Raw genomic sequence first — 26,755 nt, 5'->3', positions numbered from 1 at the left:
AATTGTGTACTTTTGCATCCGAAATACAAGAACTCAACTTTTTGAAAAAAGTATTTTTGAAATTGAAAAAAAAGCTGTAATATTGCATTCCGATTTTTACAGGACAAAATCGTTATTAATTACTCGAAATCATGGATTTAGTAAAATTTGTAGAAGAACAAGCGGTTACGAAAAACGAAATTCCCGCTTTCAAAGCAGGAGATACCATCAGCGTTCATTATAAAATTCGCGAAGGAAACAAAGAGCGTGTGCAAGTGTACCAAGGTGTGGTGATCCAATTAAACAGCGAAGGTACTAATGCAACTTTCACCGTACGTAAAATCTCTAACGGTATTGGTGTTGAGCGTATTTTCCCTGTAAATTCCCCTAACATTGACCAAATTGTAGTAAATAGCTACGGTAAAGTTCGTCGTGCGAAATTATTTTATTTACGCGATCGTACTGGTAAAGCTGCTCGTATCAAAACAAGACGAGTATAATTATTTACTCAACGAACATAAAAAAGGCTTTGAAAATACTTCAAAGCCTTTTTTATGTTTACTTTACTGTACCCGGATTAATATTCGGATACAAAAGGCTTCGTCTGCATAATATCGTTGATCTGCGTTAACACCTCCGGTGTCAGTAACGGCAATACCTCCAGTGCTTTCAGATTTTCCAGCAACTGACTCTCTTTGGTTGCACCTAAGATAGCTGTAGTTACATTTGGATTGCGCACACACCAGGCAATCGCCAGTGTAGGCAACGATACACCCAGCTGCACCGCCAGTTTACCCAACTCCTCTACCCTGTTCAGTTTATCCTGCGCCAGCGCTCTATCTTTAAGCCAGCCATATCCTTCCAGTGCCAGCCGCGAATCTTCCGGTATACCGTTATTATACTTTCCGGTTAGCAAACCCGAAGCCAGCGGACTCCAGATCGTCGTACCCATACCCAGATTCTTAAAGATAGTCAGGTAATCTGCCTCCATCTTCTGACGGTTAAACAGGTTATACTCCGGTTGTTCGACAGCAGGAGCTTCCAGTCCCAGTCTACCTGCAGCAGCATGCGCTTCCACTATCTCCGCTGCAGACCATTCACTCGTACCCCAATACAGAATCTTACCCTGCTGAATCAGCGTATTCATGGTACGTACCACCTCTTCAACCGGCACATTCTTATCCGGACGATGGCAATAATACAAATCCAGATACTCCACCTGCAGACGTGTCAACGCCTCATGGCAGGCTTCTGTAAGATGCTTGCGGCTCAATCCATGCTGATTAGGCTTTTTATCCGCACCCTTCCAGCCAAAAAAAGCCTTGCTGGATACCACATAAGAGGAGCGGTCCCAGTCCTTCTGCTTCAGGATACGTCCCATCATCTCCTCCGACAAACCGTTGGAATAAACCTCTGCATTATCAAAAAAATTAATCCCGGCATCATAAGCCAGAGACATAAGGCGATCGTTCTGCTGATCATCCGTCTGACGGGCAAAAGTCACCCAGGATCCGAAGGAAAGCACACTCAGCTGGAGCCCCGTCTTTCCCATTCTTCTATATTCCATAAAAACTATCTAATTTATATACGTACTAAAGGTATACTTTCAGACTGATATTTAAGAACAGGAATTCTAAAATTTCGTTGCAACATTTCTTTTACAGAATGGTCAGAATTTCGTTGCTAAAACAATTTACTTTAACTTCAGCATTTATATTAGCCCTATACATGAAAAACATCCTGCTATCGACAATCTGTACACTGCTGCTGGTTTCCCCTTCTCAGGGTCAACAAAATATAGCCCAGTTCGAGGCCTTGCAAAGCATACCTCAGACCTACGCCGTAGTAAAGACCGGCAAGCCGATAGAAATTGACGGGAAAGCCACTGAACAGGACTGGCAGAATACAGCCTGGACAAATCTCTTTGTCGATATACAGGGGAAGCAACTTCCGGATCCGGCATACAAGACACAGGTCAAGATGCTCTGGGATGACGAATACCTCTATGTATATGCACAGATGGAAGAGCCGCATATATGGGGAAATCTGGAGAAACATGATGACATTATATACCACAACAATGACTTTGAGATTTTTATCAAACCGAATATACACCAAAGTGAATATTATGAGATAGAAGTGAATGTACTCAATACCATCTTTGACCTGTTGCTATCCAAACCGTACCGTTTTGGCGGAAATGCACTCGTTCACTGGGATGTTAAAGGATTGCGTTCGGCTGTTCATAACGAAGGAACAGTCAATAATCCGGATGATACAGATAAGTACTGGGCTGTAGAAATGGCTATTCCGTTTGAATCTTTACGCGCATACGGACCGGGCAATGCCCCTAAGCCAAAAGACTACTGGCAGATCAACTTCTCACGTGTGCAGTGGCAGCATGAAATCCAGAACGGAAAATACAGCAGAAAATTAAAAAACAATAAACGCATAGAAGAAGACAACTGGGTATGGTCTCCGATAGGAGTCATCAATATGCATTATCCGGAACGCTGGGGCTATATCCAGTTTGTAACCGAACAGCAGGATACCGTACCGGAACTACCTCCTTATTATGCGATATCCAAATTGAGCTGGAACATCCATTATTTACAAAAACTGTATTTTGACAAGAATAAGGTCTATACGTCCAAACTAAGTCATCTGCCCTCCTATACGACCCATATTCAGCCGTATCTGAAAACCTATGACGTTGAACTGTTGACGAATTCGCAAAAAAACTATTATAGCCTGCTCCTGCGCAGCAAGTCCAATCCCAGACAGACTGCTACAGTAGACAGCAAGGGAAATTTTGATACTAATCCATAAACCTCATGAGTAACAGAAGAAATTTTTTAAAACTGGCTGCCGGAAGTGTTGCAGCGCTAAGTCTCAAACCTGCAGATGTGATCGCCGGAATATCCCCGCAGCACTCTTTCAGTTTTGACTACTGGTTTTGGGTGAGACCCAATGAAAAAGATAGCTCCGCAACGTTAAAAGAAAGATACAAATCGTGGAAAGATGCAGGAGTAGTCGGACTGCTTTTCGAGAATTATTCAGAAAAACATTTTGCAATAGCGAAAGAGCAGGGACTACAGACCCACCGCTGGATGTGGACCATGAACAGAGGAGAGAAAGAGTTACTGCAGGCTCATCCCGAGTGGTACGCAGTGTCCAGATCAGGGAAATCCTGTGCTACAGACCCTGCTTACGTCAATTACTACCGCTTCCTCTGCCCCTCGCATCCGGATGTCCCTAAATACCTGGAAGACAAAGCCAGAGAGCAGCTGGAGAAGAAAGATGTAGACGGTCTGCACCTGGACTATATCCGCTATCCGGATGTGGTGCTACCGGTCAACCTGTGGCAAAACTACAAACTGGATCAAAGCAGCGAACTGCCGGACTATGACTTCTGTTACAGCAAATTCAGCAAAGATGCTTTCAGAAAAGAAACAGGAATCGACATCGATAAACTGGAATATCCGACACAAAGCCTCTCCTGGCGCAGCTTTCGTTACCGACAAATCAATAATGTCGTAAACCGTATTGCTGAAGTCGCTAAGGAATACCATAAACCCCTGACTGCAGCGGTATTCCCTACCCCGGACCTGGCCAAACGCATCGTGCGTCAGGACTGGACCAACTGGAACCTGTCGGCTGTATTTCCGATGATCTATCACGGATTTTACAGGGAACCGGTATCCTGGATCGGGGAAGCCGTATCAGAAGGAGTGAATACACTGCATAAAAAGTTTCCGCTGTATGCAGGTCTCTATTTACCCGATTTCAAAGATGTACACGAACTGGAAACCGCTATTCAGCTGGCGAAAGAAAACGGTGCTGCCGGCGTATCCTTATTCGGTGAATCCGAAATTAATGCAGACGTTCTGAAAGCCATTAAAAAAATAAAATTCGGGTAATATATTCCCATCAAAGACCTGTAGGCTAATCTCATCGGTGGAAGGAGATATAGCCTACAGGTTTAATAGCCATTTTTCATTTTCCGGAGATTGCTGAAACATTTTACTTTTTCAGGCCGGAAAAAACACGACATCCAGAAAAAATTTCTATCTTTGTATCCCGTACATAAAGCTGATGAATGGGGACCAATCCCCCCATATTTTTTAGTTCGAAATCCAAAATTGCTATGACTAAATATATTTTTGTTACGGGCGGCGTTACTTCGTCGTTAGGGAAAGGCATTATTGCAGCTTCTCTTGCCAAGCTTCTCCAGGCACGTGGCTATAAGGTTACCATCCAGAAATTTGATCCTTACATTAACATCGATCCGGGAACATTGAATCCGTATGAACATGGAGAATGTTATGTTACCGAAGACGGTGCAGAAACAGATCTTGACCTCGGACACTACGAGCGTTTTCTGAATGTAGCAACTTCTCAGGCTAACAACGTCACGACTGGTAGAATATATCAGCATGTCATTCAAAAAGAACGTGAAGGCGCCTATCTGGGTAAAACCGTACAGGTAATCCCGCATATCACGGATGAGATCAAACGTCGTATGCAACTGCTGGGTGAAACCGGTGAATACGATATCGTGATCACAGAGCTGGGCGGAACAGTAGGTGATATCGAATCGCTACCGTTTATTGAAGCTGTACGTCAGTTAAGATGGGAATTGGGCAATAATGATTCTCTGGTCATCCACCTGACACTGGTACCTTACCTTGCAGCAGCGGGTGAGCTCAAAACAAAACCAACACAACACTCGGTAAAAACATTGCTGGAATATGGGGTACAACCTGATATTCTGGTATGCCGTACAGAACATACTCTTTCTCAGGATATCCGTAAGAAACTGGCGCTGTTCTGTAATGTAAATATCAATGCCGTAGTCGAATCTATCGACGCATCTACAATCTACGATGTGCCGTTGTTGATGCTGAAAGAACAGCTGGACAAAACGGTATTGACCAAATTGAAGCTTTCCACCAAAAATGAACCGGATCTGACGAACTGGAAAACATTCCTTGGTAAACTGAAAAATCCTACAAACGAAGTAAATATTGCACTGGTAGGTAAATATATAGAATTGCCGGACGCATACAAATCCATTTCGGAAGCCTTTATCCATGCCGGAGCAAGCAATGAATGCAAAGTAAAAGTACACTACATCGCAGCTGAAAGTGTTGCTCCTGAAAATGTGAAGGACAAACTAAAAGCTATGGATGGCGTATTAGTCGCTCCGGGATTCGGAGAACGCGGACTGGAAGGTAAGCTGACAACGATCCAGTATGTGAGAGAAAACAACATTCCTTTCTTCGGAATATGTCTGGGTATGCAATGCTCAGTGATTGAGTTCGGACGCAATGTATTGGGTCTGAAAGGAGCCAACAGCTTTGAAATGGACGAAAGCACGCCTTATCCGGTGATCAACCTGATGGAAGAACAGAAAAACATCAAAAACATGGGTGGAACCATGAGGTTAGGTGCATATGACTGTGAAATCAAAAAAGGAACAAAAGCATTCGGTATCTACGGAAAAGCAAAAATATCAGAAAGACATCGTCACCGTTACGAATTCAATAATGCGTATCTGGAGCAATACGAAAAAGCCGGTATGATCGCTTCAGGCTTTAATCCGAAGACAGGTCTTGTAGAAATAGTCGAGCTGAAAAACCATCCATTTTTCGTAGCCGGACAATTTCATCCAGAATTAAAGTCAACTGTTGCAAATCCTCACCCACTTTTTGTTAGCTTTGTAGCCGCTTCTTTGGCAGGCAAAAAAGCGAAGGCAACAAAATAAATGGTTGCGGATAATATTGAATAGAAATTAATAATTAAAGATGGATAGAAATACCCTAATTGGTTTAATCCTGATCTTCGCCATCTTAGGTGGATCATTTTATTTAATGAAACCCTCAGAATCGGAGATTAAACAAGAACAAAGACTGCAAGACTCGCTGAAAAGAGTCAAAGAAGGCTTACCTCCGGTAGCTGACACAACAAAAAATCCGGCAAAAACTGCTGTTAATACCAATCAGGTAGATTCAGCCGAACTGAAAAAACCTTTCGGAGCTGCCAAATACGGTGAAGAAAAAATAATCACCCTGCAAAATGAAAAGATCATTGCAAAGATTACCTCTAAAGGTGGTCGTGTAAAATCTGTTGAGCTGAAAAACGAAAAGAACTTCGACGGATCTCCGTTAATCCTGTTTGACGGGAATAACAACAGATTTGGTCTGATGTTCAACGCTGCCGGTCAGAATATCTCTACCAACAATCTTAATTTCCAGACGACAGATGCAGATGTATCGGTAAGCAAAGGAGATTCAAAGACAGTGAAATTCAGACTGAGCTATAATGATGCGCAATACATCGAGTATACCTATACATTGAAAGGCGATGATTACAACCTGGGGCTGGATGTCAATGCGGTAGGTTTACAGAACCTGATCCCTCAGGATCAAAAAACAATCCTTCTGGACTGGGGAGCTGTATTGTACCAGAAAGAGAAAAATATAAAAGGAGAGCGTGATAAGTCCTCTATCTATTACAAAACTGCAGAAAACAATGTAGATCACTTAAAAGAATCCGGTGATGATGATGATCAGCTGGACAAACGATTAACATGGATCGCATTCAAGCAACATTATTTTTCAAGTATCCTGACCAGCAAGACAGGCTTTGCTTCTGCGGATCTGGATGTGAAAACCGCTGCTGAAGCTGATATCGTAAAATTATACAGTGCTAAAGCGAAACTTGATTTTTCAAACCAAAAGGACAATCAATATTCTTTTAATTTCTTCTTTGGTCCGAACAAATACAATATTCTGAAAGCACAGAACGACGGTTCAAACAGTATCATCAACATGGGCTGGGGCCCGATGCGCTGGATCAACCAGTGGATCACGGTTCCGGTATTCAACTTCCTGGATGGCTTCCACATGAGTTATGGTATCGTTATCCTGATTCTGACCATCCTGTTAAAAGGTGTCTTATTCCCGCTGACGTACAAGTCATACCAGTCTATGGCCAAAATGCGTGTATTGAAGCCTCAACTGGATGAAATAAAAGCCAAAGTAGGCGAGGATAATGCCGTATTGCTACAACAGGAGCAGATGAAACTGTATAAACAGGCCGGCGTAAATCCACTCGGAGGATGTTTACCACTGGTACTGCAGATGCCGTTTACCATTGCCTTTTTCTACTTCTTCCCGAATCTGTTCGAATTAAGAGGAGAAAGCTTCCTGTGGGTAAAAGATTTGTCAACCTACGATTCGCCAATCACGTTCCCGGCAATCTTCGGTATCGATCACGTCTCTTTAATGTGTGTGCTCATGACATTGACGACCCTACTGACTACCTGGTACAATAATGCAACATCCGGAGCGACCGGACAGATGAAATATATCGGATACTTTATGCCGCTGATCTTCTTCTTCGTCCTGAACAGCTTCCCGGCAGGTCTTAACTACTACTACTTCTTAGGTGCGGTATTTACATTCCTGACGCAATTATTGATTCGTTCATTCGTAGATGATGATAAAATTCTGGCGAAAATCGAAGAGAATAAAAAGAGACCGGAGTCTGAAAAGAAAAAATCATCTTTCCAATCTAAAATGGAAGAAATGATGAGACAACAACAGGCACAGAAAAACAAAAAATAGAACTTCAGTTCTGATCATAAAAAAAGTGGCGGCTTCCATATAGAAGCCGCCACTTTTTTTATAACGGATAATTCCTGTTATTCAGGTTTTTTGAAGCCTTCTTTTTCCGCCTTTTTAGACATAGTCTCTACACGCTTGGGTGTATCCGGATGTGAAGACATCAGTTTCTGAGTAGCACTTTGCTTCTCACCACCTGACAGTTCATTCAGTTTTTCAAAAGCCTTTGCCATATACCACGGATTGGATTTCTGTTTTTTCAGGAACTCGTATCCATAGTCATCAGCAAGAGATTCCTGTTTACGGGAAAAGCTTGAGTTTGCGATCTGCTCACTTAAAGCTCCCAGTTGCGATTCAGAAAGCGCAGCTGCAGTACCTCCCTGTGAAGATACACCGTCCTTCAATGCCGAAGTCAGTAAAGCCGTACGGAATGCATCTTTAGAATCTTCATTCTTCACGTGACCGATCTCATGACCAATTACACTCAAGACTTCCTCATCGGTCATCACCTGCATCAATCCCGCACATACCCTCACACTACCATCAGCACAGGCAAATGCATTCACATCACGTACCAGATATACTTTAAAATTAAGGTCAAGCCCATCGTAATTGTTCAATCCTGAAGTCAGTTTTTTCAAACGGATAGCCAGTTCATCATTATCCGGAGCCACCGGATTGTTCTCATCCATCCACTCGATATACTCTTTCGTATATTTTACAACATCTTCGTTGCTCAGGGTTACTGCTTTGACCGCTTTAGTCGCAGAACCAACAGTCTTCGAATTCAGCTTAAACTGTCCATAACTTACTGATGACAGCAACGCCACAGCACAAGAGGTTAATAAAATCTTTTTGATCATAACTAATAATATAAAGTAACTATTCATTGAAATGCCGTACAGCATTTCAGATTATCACTTTTCCGTTACAATTATCGTGCTAAACAAATGCACTGAAGCCAGTAATACTTCTTCCGACGATCAGAGAATTGATCTCTTTGGTACCTTCGTAAGAATAAATAGCCTCAGCATCAGCCAGAAAGCGGGCCACATTATATTCTAATAAAATACCATTTCCTCCCATCACTTCCCGGGCCTTGGAAACGATATCGCGCGTCCGCAGCGAACAGAAGACTTTTGCCAGAGAAGCATGTTCATCTTTTAGCTGTCCGGCATCCTGTAATTCAGACAACCGGAATACAAGTGTCTGCATCGCGGTAAGATTGGAAAGCATTTCCACCAGGTGGTTCTGAATAAGCTGAAATGCAGCGATAGGTTTACCGAACTGCTTACGCTGACGGGTATAGTCCAGGGCATTTTCATATGCACCACGCGCGCAGCCTACAGCCATCCAGGCCACTCCTGCACGTGTCATCTGCAACACCTTAGCTGTATCTTTAAAAGAGTTGGCATTCTGCAAACGGTCAGATTCTGCTACCACACAGTTTGTCATCGTAATCAAGCCATTCTGTACGATACGCAGCGCCATTTTTCCCTTTATCTTCTCTACTTCAAATCCGGGTGTCTCCTTCCGTACAATAAATCCTTTGACTTCTCCGTCATCCAGATCACGGGCCCACACAATTGTAATATCAGAAAAGGTAGAATTACCGATCCACTTCTTCTGCCCGTTGAGTACCCAGCCCTGTTCTGTCTTCTGGCAGGTTGTGGTCAGCCCCCCTGCAGCTCCCGAACCTACTTCCGGCTCCGTCAGGCCAAAAGCACCGATCACTTCCATCTTCTGCATCTTAGGCAGCCATTCCTGTTTCTGCTCATCGGATCCACAGATATAAATAGATCCCATAGCCAGACCACTCTGCACTCCGAAAAAAGTAGCAATAGAAGCATCTACACGAGCGATCTCAGCAGCAACAACACCTTCCATAAGAGAAGTTCCCCCGGCACAGCCGTATCCCTCATAGGTATATCCGGCAATATTCAATGCCGCAAACTTGGGAATGATCTCAAAAGGAAATTCATCTCTTAACCAGTAATTGTTGACGATTGGCTTGATCTCCGTCTCCATAAAAGAGCGCACCTTCAACTGAAGTGCACGATCTTCAGGGCTTAATTTGGCGTCAATATCATAAAAATCCCCGTTTATAGGTGGCAATTCCTTCTTCTTATTACCACCTCCGGTCAGCATTTTGGTTACAGCCTGCAATTGCTTATCATCCATTTTAGAGATAGCCTCCATAACCTGTTTCAGATCTATCTTCTTTGATATTTTCTCAATTTGTTCCAGATCGACAGACTTCATAAGGCCCATCATATTTTTTATTTTATCAAACATAACTGTATCGGTTTTAACCTCTTTAACAACAAAGGGCCTTATAATTTAGTTTTTATTATTGAAAAATAATAGGACTACTTTTCGCAGTCTGCCACACAATAACCAGAGCATTAGTCGGCGTCCCTGCCAACTGTATGGACTTTGCTCTGGAAAAAAATAATCAAACACTGTACTCAAAAGCACATGCTCCTTTTCAAAACAAAGTAAATCAAGCAATTAAAAGCTGCGTCAGTTGGCGTCCCCGCCAGCTTTATGGACTTAGACGATAAAATATAAATACCTGATTATAAGAACATTAAATAAATATAGCACAAATAAACACATCAATTAGAATAAAAGTCTTGACAACGTCATATTATTATCCCATCTTTGCGCCATATTTAAACGAATATCTGCTTTTCAAGGTTCTTTAAAAATAAAAAAATAATATTTTTTAAAACTTTAAAACACTGAAAAACAACAACTTAAATAAAAAATTAAAAAAAGTTAAATATTCGGGGTTACCTTTTAAGGTTACGGGTATTAAAGATTAAATAAACAAATTTGTTTCAATTAAAATAGAAAATTAAAAATGAAAAACTTATTCAAATTCGGATTTTTAGGTTTAGCTTTAACTTTAGCTTTCGCTTCATGCGGTAACTCATCTACTAAAACTGCTGAAACTGCAGATTCATTAGGTGATTCAATCCAAGCTACTACTGACTCTATCGCTGATTCTTTGAACAACGTAGCTGATTCAGTTAAAGCTAAAGGTGATTCTATCGCTGATTCAGTTAAAGCTGCTCACTAATCTCCGATTGAGAGTATAAAAAACTCATTAAAGACCGGTACAAATTTGTACCGGTCTTTTTGTTTTTACCACTCTAAATTGGGAATACGTGCTCGTTTTGCTATTTTTGTCAAAATAAATTGACAAACATGGCTTTATCTTCTCTAACAGCGGTGTCTCCTGTAGACGGCCGTTACTATAATGCTACCAACGAACTATCTGCATATTTTTCTGAATTTGCACTGATCAAATACCGTGTACTGGTAGAAATCGAATACTTTATTGCATTGACGGGTTCCGGCATTCCACAGTTACAACATTTTGACGGATCTTTAAATGAAAAATTAAGAGCATTATACCTCAACTTCACACCAGAAGATGCACAGTGGATCAAGGATAAAGAAAAGATCACTAACCATGACGTCAAAGCTGTAGAATACTTTATTAAAGACAAATTCGAGCAGTTCGGTCTGCACGATTCTCTTGAGTTTATACACTTTGGACTGACTTCTCAGGATATTAATAATACGGCCATTCCATATTCATGGAAAGAAGCAATCGAGAAAAGCTATACTCCTGCTATTCAGGAATTGGTAAATGAACTGACAGCCCTATCCAACGAATGGACAGCTATTCCGATGCTGGCACGTACACACGGACAGCCGGCCTCTCCTACCAAATTGGGAAAAGAGATCAAAGTATTTGTAGAGCGTATAGAAAAACAACTTCAGTTATTGAATGCGGTGCCGTATTCTGCTAAGTTCGGAGGAGCTACCGGTAATTTCAACGCACACCAGATCGCTTATCCTAACCAAAACTGGGTGGACTTCGGAAATAATTTTGTAAACAACATATTAGGATTAGACCGTTCACAGACCACTACGCAGATTGAGCATTACGACAATTTTGCTGCAAGCTGCGATGCGCTGAAACGTATCAATAATATCATCATCGATCTGTGCAGAGATATCTGGACATATATTTCGATGGAGTATTTTAAACAAAAGATTACCGCCGGACAGATTGGTTCATCGGCTATGCCTCATAAAGTAAATCCTATTGACTTTGAAAATGCGGAAGGTAATCTGGGTATGGCTAATGCCATCTTTGAACATCTGGCAGCGAAACTCCCGATTTCACGTCTGCAACGCGATCTGACAGACTCTACAGTATTACGTAATATCGGAGTTCCGTTTGCACACACCCTTATCGCAATCAAATCTACATTGAGAGGTTTACGTAAACTGATCTTAAATGAGAAAGCGTTACAGGATGATCTCAACAACAACTGGGCAGTAGTAGCAGAGGCTATACAGACAGTACTTCGCCGTGAAGGATATCCGCAGCCATACGAAGCACTGAAAGATCTCACACGTACAAATACACACGTAACACAAGACACCATTGCTGTATTTGTAGAGAACCTCAATGTCAGTGAAGCTGTAAAAACTGAGTTAAAAGCGATTTCGCCATCTAACTATACAGGAGTAGAACTGTAACCTTTGACGCTTTGATGACGGGCAGGCATAAGTAAAACTCCTATATTTGTCATCATATAACTAGAGAGAAAACTATGGCAACCATAAACGTATATACAGAAAGCACTCCTAACCCGGCAACCATGAAGTTTCTGGTCAATAAATTATTGATCAACGGAAGTCTGGATTACCCGAATAAAGAGAAAGCCCAGGAATCACCATTTGCATTTGAACTCTTCAAGTTCAACTTTGTAACCGGTGTATTTTTCGCAAGTAACTTCGTGACCATCACCAAATCGGACGATGTGGAATGGAGTGATATTGAAGCTATCCTCAAAGATTTTGTAAAAGGAGCGGTAGAGTCCGAACTGGCTGTAAAAGAAGTTCATCACGATGAGGATACTAATTTTGAAGGAACAGAAGTAGAAGTCAAGATCCAGCAGGTATTGCACGACTATGTACGTCCTGCAGTGGAACAGGATGGCGGAGCTATTCACTACAAATCATTTGATAACGGAATTGTAACCGTAGAATTGCGCGGATCCTGCAGTGGCTGCCCGTCTTCTACCATTACGCTGAAATCAGGTATTGAAGGCCTTCTGAAAAGAATGGTACCTGAAGTAGAAGAAGTAGTTGCTGAAGCCATGTAATAAGACGTATAGCGTAAAATATAGAAAACGGGAGTATAACACAATACTCCCGTTTTTTTATACTATCTTTAGATGGCCACTATGTAAATAACCGCTCAGTATAATGAAAAATTACCTGACAATCCTATTATTTCTGTTTACCGGATCGCTGCTACAGGCCCAGGTAAGCCTTATTGCTGTAAACAAAGACAATATCGACCGCAACAGAATCCCTTACAGCGGAACACGTATTATGATGGCAGATGCTGTAGAAACAAACGGTCCTGCCCGCATGTATATTTTTTCAAAAAATGAAAAAGGAACCGATAAAGATTCTCTGTATGCTGAAGAATTCCTGAAAGAGAATGATAAATGGATCCTACAAAGTAAGAAGGACTTTTGCTTCCCCAATGAAATCCTGATGACCTGGTCCAACCGGAAAGCATTCTTTGACAGTGACAAAGATCATTATCCCGAAAGCCTGTTTATCTTCTCCAAAAATGCAGCTAACAATATCGATCAGCAACATGCTGTCATTCTGTTACTGTTCCATAAAAAACAGTTCTATACAATAGAAGCAAAAGCGGCTGACAGCTATCAGAAGGATTATTTTTCAGCTAATTTTGATCAGTTACCTGCACTGGTCAAAGATAAGGTAATGGCTTACTGGCAAAATCTGGATAAAGAGGAATGATTATAAAGCTTATAACCTGACATCAAAGCCTATTCCCCGCACAGAGTTAATCTGTAATCCGGGATCATGACTCAGATACTTTCGCAATCGGCTGATAAATACATCCATACTTCTCCCTGTAAAAAAATCGGTAGTTCCCCAGACCTGCTCCAGTATCTGCTCACGCGTCACCAATTGTCTGTTCTGACTCCATAGATACGAGAGCAGATTGACCTCGCGTTCAGTCAGCCGGAAAGTTTCCTGCGGATGGATCAACAGAAAATTAGACCGGTCAAATACATAAGTTCCTATTTTGACTTCAGCTACAGGCAATACCGGCTGACTGCGACGGACAATATTCTGAATACGCAGCACAAGTTCTTCCGGATCGCAAGGCTTGGTAATATAATCATCCGCCCCGATCTTGAGCCCTGTAAGCTTATCTATCTTCTGATCCTTCGCGGTCAGAAAGATAAACGGAAATCCCGGATACCGGCTAAGAATTTTTTGTGCCAGTGTAAAGCCACTCATATAGGGCATCATTACATCCAGAATAGCCAGATGAAAGGTAAAATCCTGATCCAGCAATGCCTCTGCCTCCTGTGGATGGGCAATGAGCCTTACTTCCAGACCGGAAAGTTCCAGATACTGTTTCAGCATAAAGCCAAAATCCTCATCATCCTCGACTAATAAAATATTATACTTCATAAGGTAATGATATACGGAATGCCGCACCTTTGCTAAGTTCACTCAAGACAGTCACCTCTCCTTTATACTTACTGACAATCTGCTTGACAATATACAATCCCAACCCCAACCCTTTGGTATCATGTATATTGTCTTTCTGGATACGGTAAAACTTCTCAAAAATATAAGGCTGCTCTAGTTTGTCAATCCCAACTCCGTCATCTTTTACAACAATTTTGACCAGCCCTTCGTTTAGCTCAAAAGATAAGGATACAGACTTCGCACCATATTTTATACTGTTATTCAAAAGATTGGTCAGAATAGTTTCGATATCATATTTATCCAACTTAAGATCATGATCAAACAGCTGCTCCACCTCTAATGTAATCATCGGATGTGCCAACTGAAAATCACTCACAAAAGCCTTCGCATCAGCTATTGTCCAATATGTCAATTCATCCCTCCTCTCCTGCTGCATAATCGGCTGCAACATATTTTCAAGGCGATCGACCTGACGTCCGATGACCTGTACAACTTGCGAGTCGGTATTGTGCGCCAGTGTTTTTGATGCGATTTTGAGTGTAGCAATAGGCGTTTTGAGTTCATGTGAAATATTGTCCATCATATCATGAAGCACATCAATCTGTTTTCGCTGACGCAATAGATTTTTGTAGGTCAGATAGAATAAAATCAATACCGCTGTCAGAATCAATAAAGATGTGATAATCAAAAACAACAAGTCTTTAAAAACGACCCATTTCAGATTATTGATTTCAAAATACGTCTTACGTACCAGATGATAGCTGTATTTTCTTTGAGAGGATATCTTAGTCTTTTTATCGTCAGTAGTTGTCGTAGAGTTATAACTGGTCTCCCATTTACCGGATGTCATCAGATATTTTTTTGAAACCGGTGTACTGGTCTTGTATATAAGAAGAGGATGCTGAATAAGGGGCCGATTAGTACTGCGTGAAATCACATTCACGAATTCTTTCATCACCCCGACCTTATATCCCTTCTCTGCAAAAGTACTATCCACATACCGTGTCAGCTTCGCTTCCACAGATTTAGCCTTACGTGCATACAAGCTACGCAAATCACTTTCAGTCCATTGTTTTTTCTCCACTTTCCAGACAGCCTCCTGTGCTTCATTATCCTTCAGCAGACTCTTGTCAAAGATATCCACATCATCCTCCAGAGAGGACAAACTCTGCTTCACATCCTCAATAATCTCTCTGCGCTTGAGCTGATATGTATTGGAGATAAAATAGACCTGTATCCCGACCAGCACAATAAAAAGTATTGAAAATGTAAGAATTAACCGTGAAAGCTTCCCATTCATAAAACAAATATAATCAGTAGATCCGATCTTAAACAGACCTTAACCCATCATTAACGCTTCATTAACCGAGTCTGTAAAACCTAATAAACACTTTTGCCCTATCAGATACGATCAGCAAACATGAAACACATTTTACTACTCTTTCTTTTCCCCTCTCTTTTATGGGCACAGCAAAAACAAATGCAAGGTAAAGTAATCAATGATAAAAACGAAACACTGGCAAATGTAACAGTAGTGCTCATGGACAGCCTGTATCAGGCACTCCATAAAACACGGACAGATGCATCCGGAAAATTTACGCTCTCTCTGGACAACAACAGCAATTATTATATCAGCGCCAGGGATCTTAATTATAAGACCTACGAAGAATTTATTCAACCCGACACCATACAAAATCAGCTCCTGATCCGTCTTTCAGCAAAGACAAATCAATTGGAAGAAGTGATTATAGAAGGTAAACGTCCTCGTGTAACCCGAAAAGTAGATCGTCTTGAATTTAATGTACAAAACAGTAATATCTCTGCATTGAGCAGCTGGGAAATACTGAAACGTACGCCACTGGTCAAAGTCCTAGGTTCAGACATCAGCATCAAGGGAAGTCGCAATATACTTATCATGATAAATGACAAACCGGTCACACTTACAGGAGAAGAATTAAAAAACCTGTTAGAGAACAGTTCGGGAACTGATGTACAGGCGGTGGAAGTCATCACAAATCCTCCGGCCAGATATGAGGCTTCCGGAACGGCTATTATTAACATCAAAATGAAACAAAATCAACTGTATGGTTACAGAGGGGTATTTCTGGCTAAGGCTGAACAAAGTAACTACGGCAAACAAATATTCGGACTTACTAATTATTTCAAAACAGAAAAGTTCAATTTCAAAGGAATCTATAATTTCGGCAGAGGAACTTATGCACGCTACGGTACCGATTATGTCCAATATGCAAGTGATAATACGACCTGGATCAGCAAAATGGACCGTATAGATGACAATAAAAATCAACAAACCTATGTATTTACAGCAGACTATAATCCGGATAGTACATTAACACTATCCTTCGGATGGAATGGTTTTTACAGTCCCAATTCAGAAGGAATATACCGTGTACCTACGCTTATCTATAACCAGCAGCAGCAGGTAGAGTCCAACTATCTGACAACCAATGATCATTACAGAAGCACAAAAAATAACAACCTGTTTCTGCAACTGGTCAAAAAACTCTCTAAAGCAAATACCTTAGACTGGGCCACTTATTACACCACCAATAACAGGGTTAATTATCAGGACATTCTTACAGAGCTTAATTTTAAAGATCAGGATCCGTCGACCTCACATTTCACAAGTGACAACGACAATAAGACCCGGCTTTTTTCCACACAAATAGATTTCAGCCACAAAAGAAAGCAACTGGAACTGGAATTTGGAGGAAAATACAGCTACGTAAGCACATTCAGTAAACTAATATTTGCAGACAATGAAAATGGGGAATTAGCTTTCAGGCCAGAAAAAAGCAGTGATTTTGATTATCAGGAACATAATGCAGCCGGATATGGATCAGCATCCTATCAATGGAAAAAGTGGAGTCTCAAAGCCGGCCTACGTGCAGAATACACCAACTTAACCGGAACCGTATCACAACCGTCCGATATCAACAAGACCGATTACCTGACACTTTTCCCTACTTTCTATGCACAATACGAGACAAATGACAAGTCACAGTTGGGATTTTCCTATGGCAAACGTATCAGCAGACCGTCTTACTCCTGGCTCAATCCGACCAAATCCTATTATAACCTTTTCTCCTACTTTCAGGGGGATGCAAGGCTTCGTGCAACCATTGTACATAACCTGAACCTGACTTATACCCGAAATAACTGGAATATTGATTTGTTTTACCGCTATGAGAAATGGCCTTCTATGGAAATCTCCTATCAGGATGATGCCACGCACAACCTGATCTATCACTACACAAATATCGAAAAGGGACAAGGCGCAGGAATAGATATAAGCAAGAATCTGGATATCAAACCCTGGTGGTCTGCAAATGGAATGCTTTCAGCGATGTACAATGAGAATTATTTTGAAGGAGTAGATAAACTGATTTATAAAAATGATGTGTACCAGCTTAATACAACACTCAGCACCAGTTTTATCCTTAACAGAAAAACTGACTGGAACGTAGAAGTTGGCAATTCTTATTACTCCCCATCTATACAGGGACCGTTCAGAATTTCCGGATTTTCATCCACCTATTTTGTTATGAATCGCAAGTTTATCCATAAAAAATTAGAACTGAGTCTCTATTTTCTGGATATTTTCAAATCAGAGAAAGTCAAAGTTGCAACCAATTATGCGAATCAGAACAATTATTTTCTGGATTATCAGGACACCCGAAAAATAAGTGCCACATTGCGCTTTAACTTTGGAAATCAGACGATCAGAAACAATAAAACTATAAGGAAAACAGATGAACAGAATCGTCTGTAAACATCTTATCAGTCAATAATTTAATTCAGACATTAAAATAACTTTTTATCTGCTACTCTATGAAAAATAACTAACTTTGCGGGAGTTGTGAAAACCAAATATTAAAATGAGTGCAGATATAAACAAACTAGAACAAATCGCATCGCAAGTAAGACGTGACATCGTACGCATGGTACATGCCTGTCAGTCAGGACACCCTGGAGGATCATTAGGTTGTACCGATTATTTTGTGGCGCTTTATTTCAACGCTATGAAACGCAATCCGTCATTCAACATGGACGGAATCGGAGAAGATCTTTTCTTCTTGTCAAATGGTCACATTTCTCCTGTTTTCTACAGTACACTGGCAAGAGCGGGTTATTTTGAAGTAAGCGAATTAGCGACTTTCAGAAAGATCAATTCGCGTCTGCAGGGACACCCTACTACACACGAAGGTCTTCCGGGAATACGTGTAGCTTCAGGATCTCTGGGTCAGGGATTATCAGTAGCGATCGGTGCTGCACAAGCAAAAAAACTAAACAAAGACAATAATTTGGTGTACGTCCTGATGGGTGACGGCGAGCTGCAGGAAGGGCAGGTATGGGAAGCTGCGATGTATGCACCTCATAACAAAATCGACAATCTGATCGCAACTGTTGACTACAACAAAGCACAGATTGACGGTTCTACAGATCAGGTACTGTCACTGGGAGATCTTCGCGGCAAATGGGAAGCTTTCGGATGGGATGTACTTGAAATTGCAAAAGGGAACGACATGACTGCTGTCGTAGCAGGTCTTGAAGAAGCAAAATCACGTACCGGAAAAGGAAAACCGGTGGTGATCCTGATGCATACCGAAATGGGTAATGGTGTTGACTTTATGATGGGATCTCACAAATGGCATGGTGTAGCACCGAATGATGACCAGTTAACATCTGCATTAGGTCAGTTACAACAAACTTTAGGAGATTATTAATCAGATATTAGATTTTAGTAATTTGTATTTAGAAAAATCTGAAGACTAAATACCAACTACTCCATACTAAAAGAATGAAAAAATATACATACACAGAATCAAAAGATACACGTTCGGGTTTCGGAGCCGGATTACTGGAAGCTGGTAAGCAGGACGAAAATGTCGTGGCCTTATGTGCTGACTTGATCGGTTCATTGAAAATGAACGATTTCATAAAAGAATTTCCGGAGCGTTTTTTCCAGATTGGTATTGCAGAAGCAAACATGATGGGTATCGCAGCGGGTCTGACTATAGGTGGTAAAGTTCCTTTCACAGGTACATTTGCCAATTTCTCTACAGGTCGTGTTTATGACCAGATACGTCAATCCATTGCCTATTCGGACAAAAATGTAAAGATTGCTGCTTCACATGCAGGTCTTACATTGGGAGAAGATGGTGCTACGCACCAGATCCTGGAAGATATCGGTCTGATGAAAATGTTACCTGGAATGACAGTAATCAACCCATGTGACTTCAACCAGACCAAAGCAGCTACTATTGCTGTTGCCAAACACCACGGTCCAGTATACTTACGTTTCGGACGTCCTGTAGTACCTAACTTTACTCCTGCAGATCAGGAATTCGTAATCGGTAAAGCTATCCTGTTGAATGAAGGTACTGACGTAACGATCATCGCTACAGGTCACCTGGTATGGGAAGCAATTCAGGCCGGAGAAAAACTGGCAGAACTGGGTATCAGTGCAGAAATCATCAATATCCACACAATTAAACCACTGGATGAAGAAGCTGTATTGAAATCTGTTGGTAAAACAAAATGTGTGGTTACAGCTGAAGAACACAATCGTCTGGGTGGTCTGGGCGATAGTGTGGCACAGGTTTTGGCGCAACATTTGCCTACTCCACAAGAGTATGTCGCTGTAAACGATAGTTTCGGTGAATCCGGAACTCCGGCTCAGTTAATGGAGAAATACGGTTTGAATGCAGAAGCAATCGTTGCTGCAGCTCAGAAAGTAATTAAGAGAAAATAACAAAGACCACAACGTCAATATATGGAAGATACTTTAATAATTTCGAAATTTGCGGACGAAGCCACGCGCGAGGAAGCATTCGGATTATTGTTGAAGAAATATCAGCAAAAAATTTATTGGCATGTGAGAAGGATGGTAATCGATCATGACGATGCCGATGATGTAGTACAGGATATCTTTATCAAGGTATGGCGCAATCTGGGCAACTTCCGCGAAGACTCCCAATTGTACACCTGGCTATATCGTATCGCTACAAATGAATGTATTACCTTTCTGAATAAGAAAAAACAGAAGCAGAATGTGTCGTTAGATGACGGCACCTCTGCCTATCTGGCCGAATCCCTGTCGGATGGCAGCTATTTTAACGGAGACAAAGCTCAGTTGAAATTGCAGCAGGCACTGTTAACACTACCGGAAAAGCAAAAACTGGTATTCAATATGAAATACTTCGATGATATGAAGTATGAAGAGATATCAGATGTACTGGGAACAAGTGTAGGAGCATTAAAAGCCTCTTATCATCTGGCTGTGAAAAAAATTGAGCACTTTTTTCACACGCACGATTAAACCTTTTGTGCTTAGTGTATTCTATACTACTTACTATGAAGGAAAATAACACATATCATGATCATACCGAAGGTAATAATCTTCCTGAATCATTGCGTGTAAACCCTTTTGCCGTACCTAAAGATTATTTTGAAAATCTCGGATCCGGTCTTTGCTCAAAGATCAGACTTTTGAATGCCGCTCCCTCCGAAAAAGAATCCTTTAGTACTCCTGAAAATTATTTCAATGATCTTCAATCCCGCATTATGACTGCGGTAAAGCTGGATCAGCTGAAAACAGATACAGAGGAAAACGGATTTACAGTTCCTTCTAACTATTTTGATCAGCTCCAGCAACAGATCACCGCAAATATCACTGCAGATCGCTGGAAAGATCAGCTAAAAGACGAAGGTTTTGCCGTACCGGAAGACTACTTCAACACATTAGAAGATTCCATTTTTGCAGGTATTGCTACGGATCGATTGAAAGCAGAAGTAAAAGAAGACGGATATACCGTTCCTTCCAATTACTTTGATCAGTTGTCAGCAGACATACAGGCTAAAGCATTTGAAAAAGAACAACCAAAAATTGTCCCTATCGGAGGTCTGAAACGTCGTAACTGGATGCGATATGCAGCTGCGGCCTCGGTTACACTGATACTGGGATTGGGTGCGTATTTCGGTATTCAACAAGAAGAAACAGCTACAACTGATCTACATTCGGAACTAGCAAATGTATCTGATGCTGAAATTATAAACTATCTTGCCGCCACGAACAGTGGTGATAATATGGTCTATTTCACACAATATATTTATGAACCTGAGGAGTCAGCTGGCGTAGGAAGTCAGATTGATAACGAAGATATTGAAGAGTACTTAAAATATTCATTATAAGTGATGTTACAGTTGAAAAAGATATTAGCAGCATGTTGTTTTGTATTTCTATTGACTTTATCTGCTCATGCACAGCGTGATAATGAGCGCTTCAAAGCTATAGAGAACGAGAAAATTGCCTATATTACCAAAGAGCTCAATCTGAGCAGTTCAGAGGCACAACAGTTCTTCCCGCTCTACAATGAGTATTCACAGGAAATGTGGGCTATACGTAATGAAAAAATTGGTCCCAGACAGAGTGCACCAAGCAGAAGCAATGGCTTCAGACAAGGCGGATCACGGGATGTAATCGCATATGATGCCAAAGAACTGGAAATCAAAAAAGAATACCGCGCAAAATTCGCCCGTATCATAGGCAATTCACGTGCTTCACAATTTTTTGAGATCGAGCAGAATTTCATAGAACTTCTCTATAAAGAATGGCAAAGCCGAAAAAACGGTTCAGGCCGAAGATGATACAGGAAGAAGTCCAAAAGACTTCTTCTTTTTATTTAAATCAAAATCAACATGCTAAGTAATCGTGAATTATTCCTGATGAATACAGCCCAGACATCAAACTCTCCCCGTCTGGTAGAAGTAGAAAAAGCAGAAGGAATTTATTTATATGGTCCGCAGGGACAACAATATATGGATCTGGTATCCGGTTTTAATGTAAGCAATATAGGTCACAGACATCCTAAGGTACTGGAGGCAATACGGCAGCAACTGGATAAGTATCTCCATGTAACTGTATATGGCGAGTTTGTACAGGCGCCACAGGTACAGTTTGCAACAGATCTGCTGGCAGTCCTGCCCCCCTCTTTTGAATCAGTATACCTGACAAACAGCGGAGCAGAAGCTGTAGAAGGATCAATGAAAATCGCAAAACGCTTCACTGGCAGAAGACAGATTATAGCTGCAAAAAAAGCATACCACGGAAGCACACAAGGAGCACTTAGTCTCATCGGTAATGAAGAGTATCAAACAGCCTACGCACCCTTATTACCGGAGATAGACTTTATCACGTTTAACAATCTTTCGGATCTGTCTGCGATCACGGATAAGACCGCAGCAGTCATACTGGAAGCTATTCAGGGTGAAGCCGGTGTACGTGTTCCTGAAGTGGCCTATATGCAGGCTGTTCGCAAGCGCTGCAACGAAACCGGAACGCTATTAATCTTTGATGAAATACAAACCGGATTCGGACGTACCGGAAAACTCTTTGCTTTCGAACACTTTGGCATTGTCCCCGACATTCTTATGCTGGCAAAAGGTATAGGTGGAGGAATGCCTCTGGGCGCATTTGTTGCACCTAAACAGATCATGGATGTAATCAAAGACAATCCCATGCTGGGCCATATCACCACATTCGGCGGACATCCTGTAAGTTGTGCTGCAGCAAAGGCATCTTTACAGGTTATAAAAGATGAAAGACTGATCGAACAGGTAGAAGAGAAAGCATTGCTTTTCCGTCAGTTGCTCCAGCATCCTAAAATTAAAGAGATACGTGGATTAGGTCTGATGATGTGTCTGCAACTGGAAAATTTTGATCAGGTCTACCAGGTTAGCAAGTACTGCGCTGAACACGGTGTGATGATAGACTGGTACCTGCACTGCGAGACTGCACTTAGGGTGGCACCTCCACTGACCATCACTACAGATCAGATCAGAGAAGCCTGTACCATTATCCGGGCAGGAGTAGAAAAATACACTTAGTATATACAAATAAGGGAACATCTGATATGTTCCCTTATTTATTCCACATTTTCTGACGGATATTTATTCGTAAAAATCCAGCTCTGCAACTAATGACTACAGGTGCAGACAATCTCTGCAAACCTTCTACTGAGAGTACACAAAAAAATGCAACCTTTTATTGTGATTTTATTACCAAATAAAATCTCATTTTAAAACTATAATTATAATAATCAATGCTTATATTAGATAAGCATAAACCTCTATCATGAATACAAACAGAAGATCTTTTATCAGCAAAAGTCTGCTTACCGTAGGTGCAGCCGTGGCAGGCACCTCATTACTACAAGGTCGTGAAAACAATTTGTCCTTACCGGCAAAAGGTAATCAGATCAGTATTAAGAAAAATGATATCATACTTTTTCAGGGAGACTCCATTACTGATGCTGGTCGTCAGAAGGACAATCCCAATCCGAATGAAACTTCCGCATTCGGAAGCGGCTACGCCCTGTTAGCAGCGGGCAGTCTGTTGTCTGAACATGCATCCAAAAATATCAAGATTTTTAATAAGGGTATCAGCGGAAACCGGGTGCCGGATCTGCAGAAACGCTGGCAAAGGGATACCTTAGATATCAAACCTACTATCCTGAGCATACTGATCGGCGTTAATGATTTTTGGAGAACAATGGATAGCGGTGCCAGCAATACGGCACAACAATATAAAGAGCAGTATCAGAAACTGCTGGATGACACCTTGAAACAATTGCCCAACGTACAACTTATTATCGGGGAACCCTTCGGCCTGAAAGGGGTAAAACATGTAACTGATGCATGGTACCCTGCTTTTGAAGGATATCAGCAGGCTGCACGAGACGTTGCGAAAGAATTTAAAGCTATACTGATCCCATATCAGTCTATTTTTGACAAGGCACTCGCAGAAGCTCCGGGCAATTACTGGACTACGGATGGCGTACATACCAGTCTGGCAGGAGCGACATTAATGGCTGAATCCTGGTTGAACACCATTAAATAGTCATATCTCCGGAAAATCCCGAAGCACTCATCTTACCCATACTGAAAAGACCTCGTTAACAATAGCAGCTAACGAGGTCTTTTTACTTTTAAACCGGTCTATACATTACAGGCTATCAGAGTTCGACTTCTCTGTATGTAGTCTTTTGCAGATCAGGAAGATAGTAGGCCACAATACCGATCAATGGCAAATACGAACAGATATGGTAGATAAAGGTAATAGACGTATGGTCTGCATACCAGCCTAACAATGCTGATCCTAACCCGCCCATACCAAAAGCAAATCCATAAAACAATCCTGACACCATCCCTAATTTGCGTGGAAGCAACTCCTGCGCATATACAATAATGGAAGGAAATGCAGAAGACAGGATCAATCCGATAATCACGATAAGAATACCGGTCGTTGTAAAGTCTACGTACGGAAGAGCTAATGAAAACGGTGCGACTCCAAGTACAGAAAACCAGATCACATATTTACGACCAAAACGGTCTCCGAATATACCCCCCAACAAAGTTCCTACAGCCACTGCTATCAGAAAGTAAAATAAGAATACCTGTGCCTGTACTTCAGAGATACCAAACTTTTCCATCGTGAAGAATTGAAAATAGTTGGTAATACTCGCAATATAAAAATATTTAGAGATGATCAGCAACAGCAGGACTACGACAGACAAAGTGATTTTCTTGTTAGAAAGATCCGGTACGCTGATTGTCTTATTCTTGACGGTGGTACGATGCTCTAATTTACGGCTGTACCATTTACCGATATACAGTGCAACTACCTTACCTAAAATAGGGACAATCGCAAACCAGACAATAGCTTGTTGTCCTTTTGGAAGAATAAAAAATGCAACCAGAATAGGTGCAAGCGCTGTTCCGGCATTACCTCCGATCTGGAAGATAGATTGAGCAAGACTTCTCTTGCCTCCGGAAGCCATGTATGCTACCCTGGACGACTCGGGGTGAAAAATAGAAGATCCGACCCCTACCAGAAACACGGCTATCAGAATAATCTCATAACTATGTGCATACGAAAACAGGATAAGTCCTACTAATGAAAATGCCATCCCGATAATCTGAGAATACGGCTGAGGTCGCTTATCTGTAAAAGATCCTACTACAGGTTGAAAGATAGATGCTGCCATCTGATACACAAAGGTGATCATCCCAATCTGAGAGAAGGTCAGATGATGTTCGTCCTTCAGCAAAGGATACACGGAAGGAATAATGCCCTGAACAAAGTCATTGAGCAGGTGAATAAAACTTACGGCAAAAAGAATTGAAAAAACAGGTTTGTTATCTTTAAAATTAGCAACCATAATAAAATATAAATTAAAAACAAAAAGGCTGTTCCTCTACAGCCTTCCAAAATATTGTTAAAGTATTCGTACCAATAAACCTTTGAGGTACTCCCCTTCGGGGAAGGAAGCCCGGACGGGATGATCTTCAGGTTGATGAAATTGTCTTATAAACTGAATTTCCTTACCTGCATCGAGTGCAGCCCAGGCAATGACCTGTTTGAATGTACTGATATCCATGGCTCCTGAACAGGAGAAAGTAGCCAGCAATCCGCCGCTTTCCAACAGCATCATCCCTCTTCTGTTAAGATCTTTATAGGCTCTGGATGCTTTTTCCAATGAAGATCTTGAGGGTGCGTATTTGGGCGGATCCAGGATCACGACATCAAATCTCGCTTCCTCTTCAATAAAAGTGCGCAACTGTTTATTCACATCCGATAAGATAAACTGATGACCGGAAGTATCAAATCCGTTGACAACCATATTGCGTTCCAATGTTTCGATCGCCAGAGCCGAGCTGTCCACAGCAGTAACAGCAGCTGCTCCTTGCTGAATGCTATTCAAGGTAAAGCCTCCTGAATAACAAAAACAGTCCAGTACTTTTTTGTCTTTCACATATTGTGCAGTCAGAAATCTGTTTTCACGCTGATCGCAATAGAAACCGGATTTTTGTCCATCTATAATATTCACCTTATAACGGATACCATTTTCTACGACATCGACAAACTCCGGAGGTAATTCTCCGGACAGGAGACCGTTAGTATTTGGAAGACCTTCGTGTTCACGGGACTTGAGATCACTGCGTTCATATATTCCTTTGGGTTGAAGTAACCGGGTAAGTTCATCAATAATTACAGCTTTTACATTTTCCGTACCTGCAGCATGCACCTGGATAGAAATGTAATCGGCGTATTTGTCTGCAATAAGGCCTGGTATAAAATCGGCTTCTGCAAAAATCAGACGAACGGTATTGGTCTCAGCCGTCAAAAGATGCTGACGGGCTTCCACAGCCTTACGAATGCGATTGCGCCACCAATTTTCATCAATAGTTGTATCCGGATGCCATTCCAGCAAACGAACAGCCACACGCGACTGGTTATGGTAGATTCCATAAGCAATAAATTCACGATCGCTGTTGAATACAGAAACGACTTCTCCGTTTTCTACATTGCCGGAGACATTGTTTACTGCTCCGGAAAACACCCACGGGTGCAATTGCCAGGCAGCTTTATCCTTGCCTTTATTGAGTATGACTGATTTCATCGTCGCAAAGGTAAGCAAATATTAAAAAAAGGAGACAGCACTTCGTAACAAGTATATGATTTTGGTAAAACAATAAATGACTTCTTTGAG

Annotated in this window: 24 protein-coding genes; 17 read left to right on the top strand and 7 right to left on the bottom strand. The window is 41.4% G+C overall.

The features are described 5' to 3' along the window. Positions 1-131: 131 nt before the first annotated feature. Positions 132-479, top strand: coding sequence for a 50S ribosomal protein L19 (gene rplS / locus HMPREF0766_RS01710; protein WP_002993135.1), 348 nt, complete (start codon positions 132-134; stop codon positions 477-479). A 77-nt stretch (positions 480-556) separates the two neighbouring features. Here the strand turns inward: rplS and HMPREF0766_RS01705 are convergent, their stop codons facing one another. Continuing rightward, positions 557-1,546: a potassium channel beta subunit family protein gene (locus HMPREF0766_RS01705; protein ID WP_002993134.1), complete on the bottom strand. Its 990-nt coding sequence runs from the start codon at positions 1,544-1,546 to the stop codon at positions 557-559. Between the two features lie 161 nt (positions 1,547-1,707). On the opposite strand from HMPREF0766_RS01705, the gene HMPREF0766_RS01700 reads away from it, so the two are divergent. The 4 genes from HMPREF0766_RS01700 (at position 1,708) to yidC (ending at position 7,610) form a co-directional block, all read left to right on the top strand. Beyond that, a complete protein-coding gene (locus HMPREF0766_RS01700) occupies positions 1,708-2,808 on the top strand; it encodes a carbohydrate-binding family 9-like protein (RefSeq protein WP_236590564.1) in 1,101 nt (366 codons plus the stop codon). A 5-nt stretch (positions 2,809-2,813) separates the two neighbouring features. Further along, positions 2,814-3,899 (top strand): family 10 glycosylhydrolase, encoded by a 1,086-nt coding sequence (locus tag HMPREF0766_RS01695; RefSeq protein ID WP_002993132.1) that lies wholly within the window; start codon positions 2,814-2,816, stop codon positions 3,897-3,899. A gap of 227 nt (positions 3,900-4,126) precedes the next feature. Next, positions 4,127-5,746: a CTP synthase gene (gene pyrG / locus HMPREF0766_RS01690; protein ID WP_037459839.1), complete on the top strand. Its 1,620-nt coding sequence runs from the start codon at positions 4,127-4,129 to the stop codon at positions 5,744-5,746. Between the two features lie 40 nt (positions 5,747-5,786). Beyond that, a complete protein-coding gene (gene yidC / locus HMPREF0766_RS01685) occupies positions 5,787-7,610 on the top strand; it encodes a membrane protein insertase YidC (RefSeq protein ID WP_002993130.1) in 1,824 nt (607 codons plus the stop codon). 77 nt (positions 7,611-7,687) lie between these two features. Here the strand turns inward: yidC and HMPREF0766_RS01680 are convergent, their stop codons facing one another. After that, positions 7,688-8,470, bottom strand: coding sequence for a M48 family metallopeptidase (locus HMPREF0766_RS01680; protein ID WP_236590565.1), 783 nt, complete (start codon positions 8,468-8,470; stop codon positions 7,688-7,690). Between the two features lie 79 nt (positions 8,471-8,549). Continuing rightward, on the bottom strand, positions 8,550-9,902 hold the full coding sequence (locus HMPREF0766_RS01675; protein WP_002993127.1) for an acyl-CoA dehydrogenase family protein: 1,353 nt from the start codon (positions 9,900-9,902) through the stop codon (positions 8,550-8,552). 571 nt (positions 9,903-10,473) lie between these two features. Between HMPREF0766_RS01675 and HMPREF0766_RS01670 the strand changes: the two genes are divergently transcribed. The 4 genes from HMPREF0766_RS01670 (at position 10,474) to HMPREF0766_RS01655 (ending at position 13,472) form a co-directional block, all read left to right on the top strand. After that, a complete protein-coding gene (locus HMPREF0766_RS01670) occupies positions 10,474-10,692 on the top strand; it encodes a hypothetical protein (RefSeq protein ID WP_002993125.1) in 219 nt (72 codons plus the stop codon). A gap of 128 nt (positions 10,693-10,820) precedes the next feature. Continuing rightward, positions 10,821-12,170, top strand: a complete 1,350-nt coding sequence (gene purB, locus HMPREF0766_RS01665; RefSeq protein WP_002993122.1) for an adenylosuccinate lyase — start codon at positions 10,821-10,823, stop codon at positions 12,168-12,170. Positions 12,171-12,244: 74 nt separating this feature from the next. Next, on the top strand, positions 12,245-12,799 hold the full coding sequence (locus HMPREF0766_RS01660; RefSeq protein ID WP_002993121.1) for a NifU family protein: 555 nt from the start codon (positions 12,245-12,247) through the stop codon (positions 12,797-12,799). A gap of 103 nt (positions 12,800-12,902) precedes the next feature. Next, positions 12,903-13,472 carry a hypothetical protein gene (locus HMPREF0766_RS01655; protein ID WP_002993120.1) on the top strand — a complete coding sequence of 190 codons (570 nt, stop codon included), beginning with the start codon at positions 12,903-12,905 and terminating at the stop codon, positions 13,470-13,472. Positions 13,473-13,481: 9 nt separating this feature from the next. Here the strand turns inward: HMPREF0766_RS01655 and HMPREF0766_RS01650 are convergent, their stop codons facing one another. Then, positions 13,482-14,159, bottom strand: a complete 678-nt coding sequence (locus HMPREF0766_RS01650) for a response regulator transcription factor (RefSeq protein WP_002993119.1) — start codon at positions 14,157-14,159, stop codon at positions 13,482-13,484. Beyond that, positions 14,149-15,480: a sensor histidine kinase gene (locus tag HMPREF0766_RS01645; protein WP_002993118.1), complete on the bottom strand. Its 1,332-nt coding sequence runs from the start codon at positions 15,478-15,480 to the stop codon at positions 14,149-14,151. Before HMPREF0766_RS01645 ends, HMPREF0766_RS01650 begins: the two co-directional genes overlap by 11 nt. A 120-nt stretch (positions 15,481-15,600) precedes the next feature. Here HMPREF0766_RS01645 and HMPREF0766_RS01640 point away from each other — a divergent pair, with 120 nt between their 5' ends. From HMPREF0766_RS01640 to HMPREF0766_RS01605, 8 genes are all read left to right on the top strand, one after another. Then, complete coding sequence (locus HMPREF0766_RS01640) at positions 15,601-17,973, top strand: outer membrane beta-barrel family protein (RefSeq protein WP_002993117.1); 2,373 nt, start codon at positions 15,601-15,603, stop codon at positions 17,971-17,973. 106 nt (positions 17,974-18,079) lie between these two features. Further along, complete coding sequence (locus HMPREF0766_RS01635) at positions 18,080-18,928, top strand: transketolase (protein ID WP_002993116.1); 849 nt, start codon at positions 18,080-18,082, stop codon at positions 18,926-18,928. Between the two features lie 74 nt (positions 18,929-19,002). Continuing rightward, positions 19,003-19,956: a transketolase family protein gene (locus HMPREF0766_RS01630; RefSeq protein WP_002993115.1), complete on the top strand. Its 954-nt coding sequence runs from the start codon at positions 19,003-19,005 to the stop codon at positions 19,954-19,956. Positions 19,957-19,977: 21 nt separating this feature from the next. Continuing rightward, entirely contained in the window at positions 19,978-20,523 is a 546-nt protein-coding gene (locus HMPREF0766_RS01625) for an RNA polymerase sigma factor (RefSeq protein WP_002993114.1), read from the top strand. Between the two features lie 35 nt (positions 20,524-20,558). Then, a complete protein-coding gene (locus tag HMPREF0766_RS01620; RefSeq protein ID WP_002993113.1) occupies positions 20,559-21,395 on the top strand; it encodes a hypothetical protein in 837 nt (278 codons plus the stop codon). Positions 21,396-21,398: 3 nt separating this feature from the next. Then, positions 21,399-21,851: a hypothetical protein gene (locus HMPREF0766_RS01615; protein ID WP_236590566.1), complete on the top strand. Its 453-nt coding sequence runs from the start codon at positions 21,399-21,401 to the stop codon at positions 21,849-21,851. A gap of 51 nt (positions 21,852-21,902) precedes the next feature. Next, positions 21,903-23,090: an aspartate aminotransferase family protein gene (locus tag HMPREF0766_RS01610; RefSeq protein WP_002993111.1), complete on the top strand. Its 1,188-nt coding sequence runs from the start codon at positions 21,903-21,905 to the stop codon at positions 23,088-23,090. Between the two features lie 247 nt (positions 23,091-23,337). Then, positions 23,338-24,102 carry an SGNH/GDSL hydrolase family protein gene (locus HMPREF0766_RS01605; protein WP_002993110.1) on the top strand — a complete coding sequence of 255 codons (765 nt, stop codon included), beginning with the start codon at positions 23,338-23,340 and terminating at the stop codon, positions 24,100-24,102. A 115-nt stretch (positions 24,103-24,217) separates the two neighbouring features. Here HMPREF0766_RS01605 and HMPREF0766_RS01600 read toward each other — a convergent pair whose 3' ends face one another. Both HMPREF0766_RS01600 and HMPREF0766_RS01595 read right to left on the bottom strand, forming a co-directional pair. After that, positions 24,218-25,423 (bottom strand): MFS transporter, encoded by a 1,206-nt coding sequence (locus tag HMPREF0766_RS01600; protein WP_002993107.1) that lies wholly within the window; start codon positions 25,421-25,423, stop codon positions 24,218-24,220. 57 nt (positions 25,424-25,480) lie between these two features. Beyond that, complete coding sequence (locus HMPREF0766_RS01595) at positions 25,481-26,665, bottom strand: class I SAM-dependent rRNA methyltransferase (RefSeq protein ID WP_002993105.1); 1,185 nt, start codon at positions 26,663-26,665, stop codon at positions 25,481-25,483. Positions 26,666-26,755: the final 90 nt, after the last annotated feature.

Source organism: Sphingobacterium spiritivorum ATCC 33861 (genome assembly GCF_000143765.1).
GTDB classification, from domain to species: Bacteria; Bacteroidota; Bacteroidia; order Sphingobacteriales; family Sphingobacteriaceae; genus Sphingobacterium; species Sphingobacterium spiritivorum.
The sequence above is the reverse complement of the archived record's forward strand: the minus strand, read 5'-3'. Positions and strand labels throughout refer to the sequence as shown.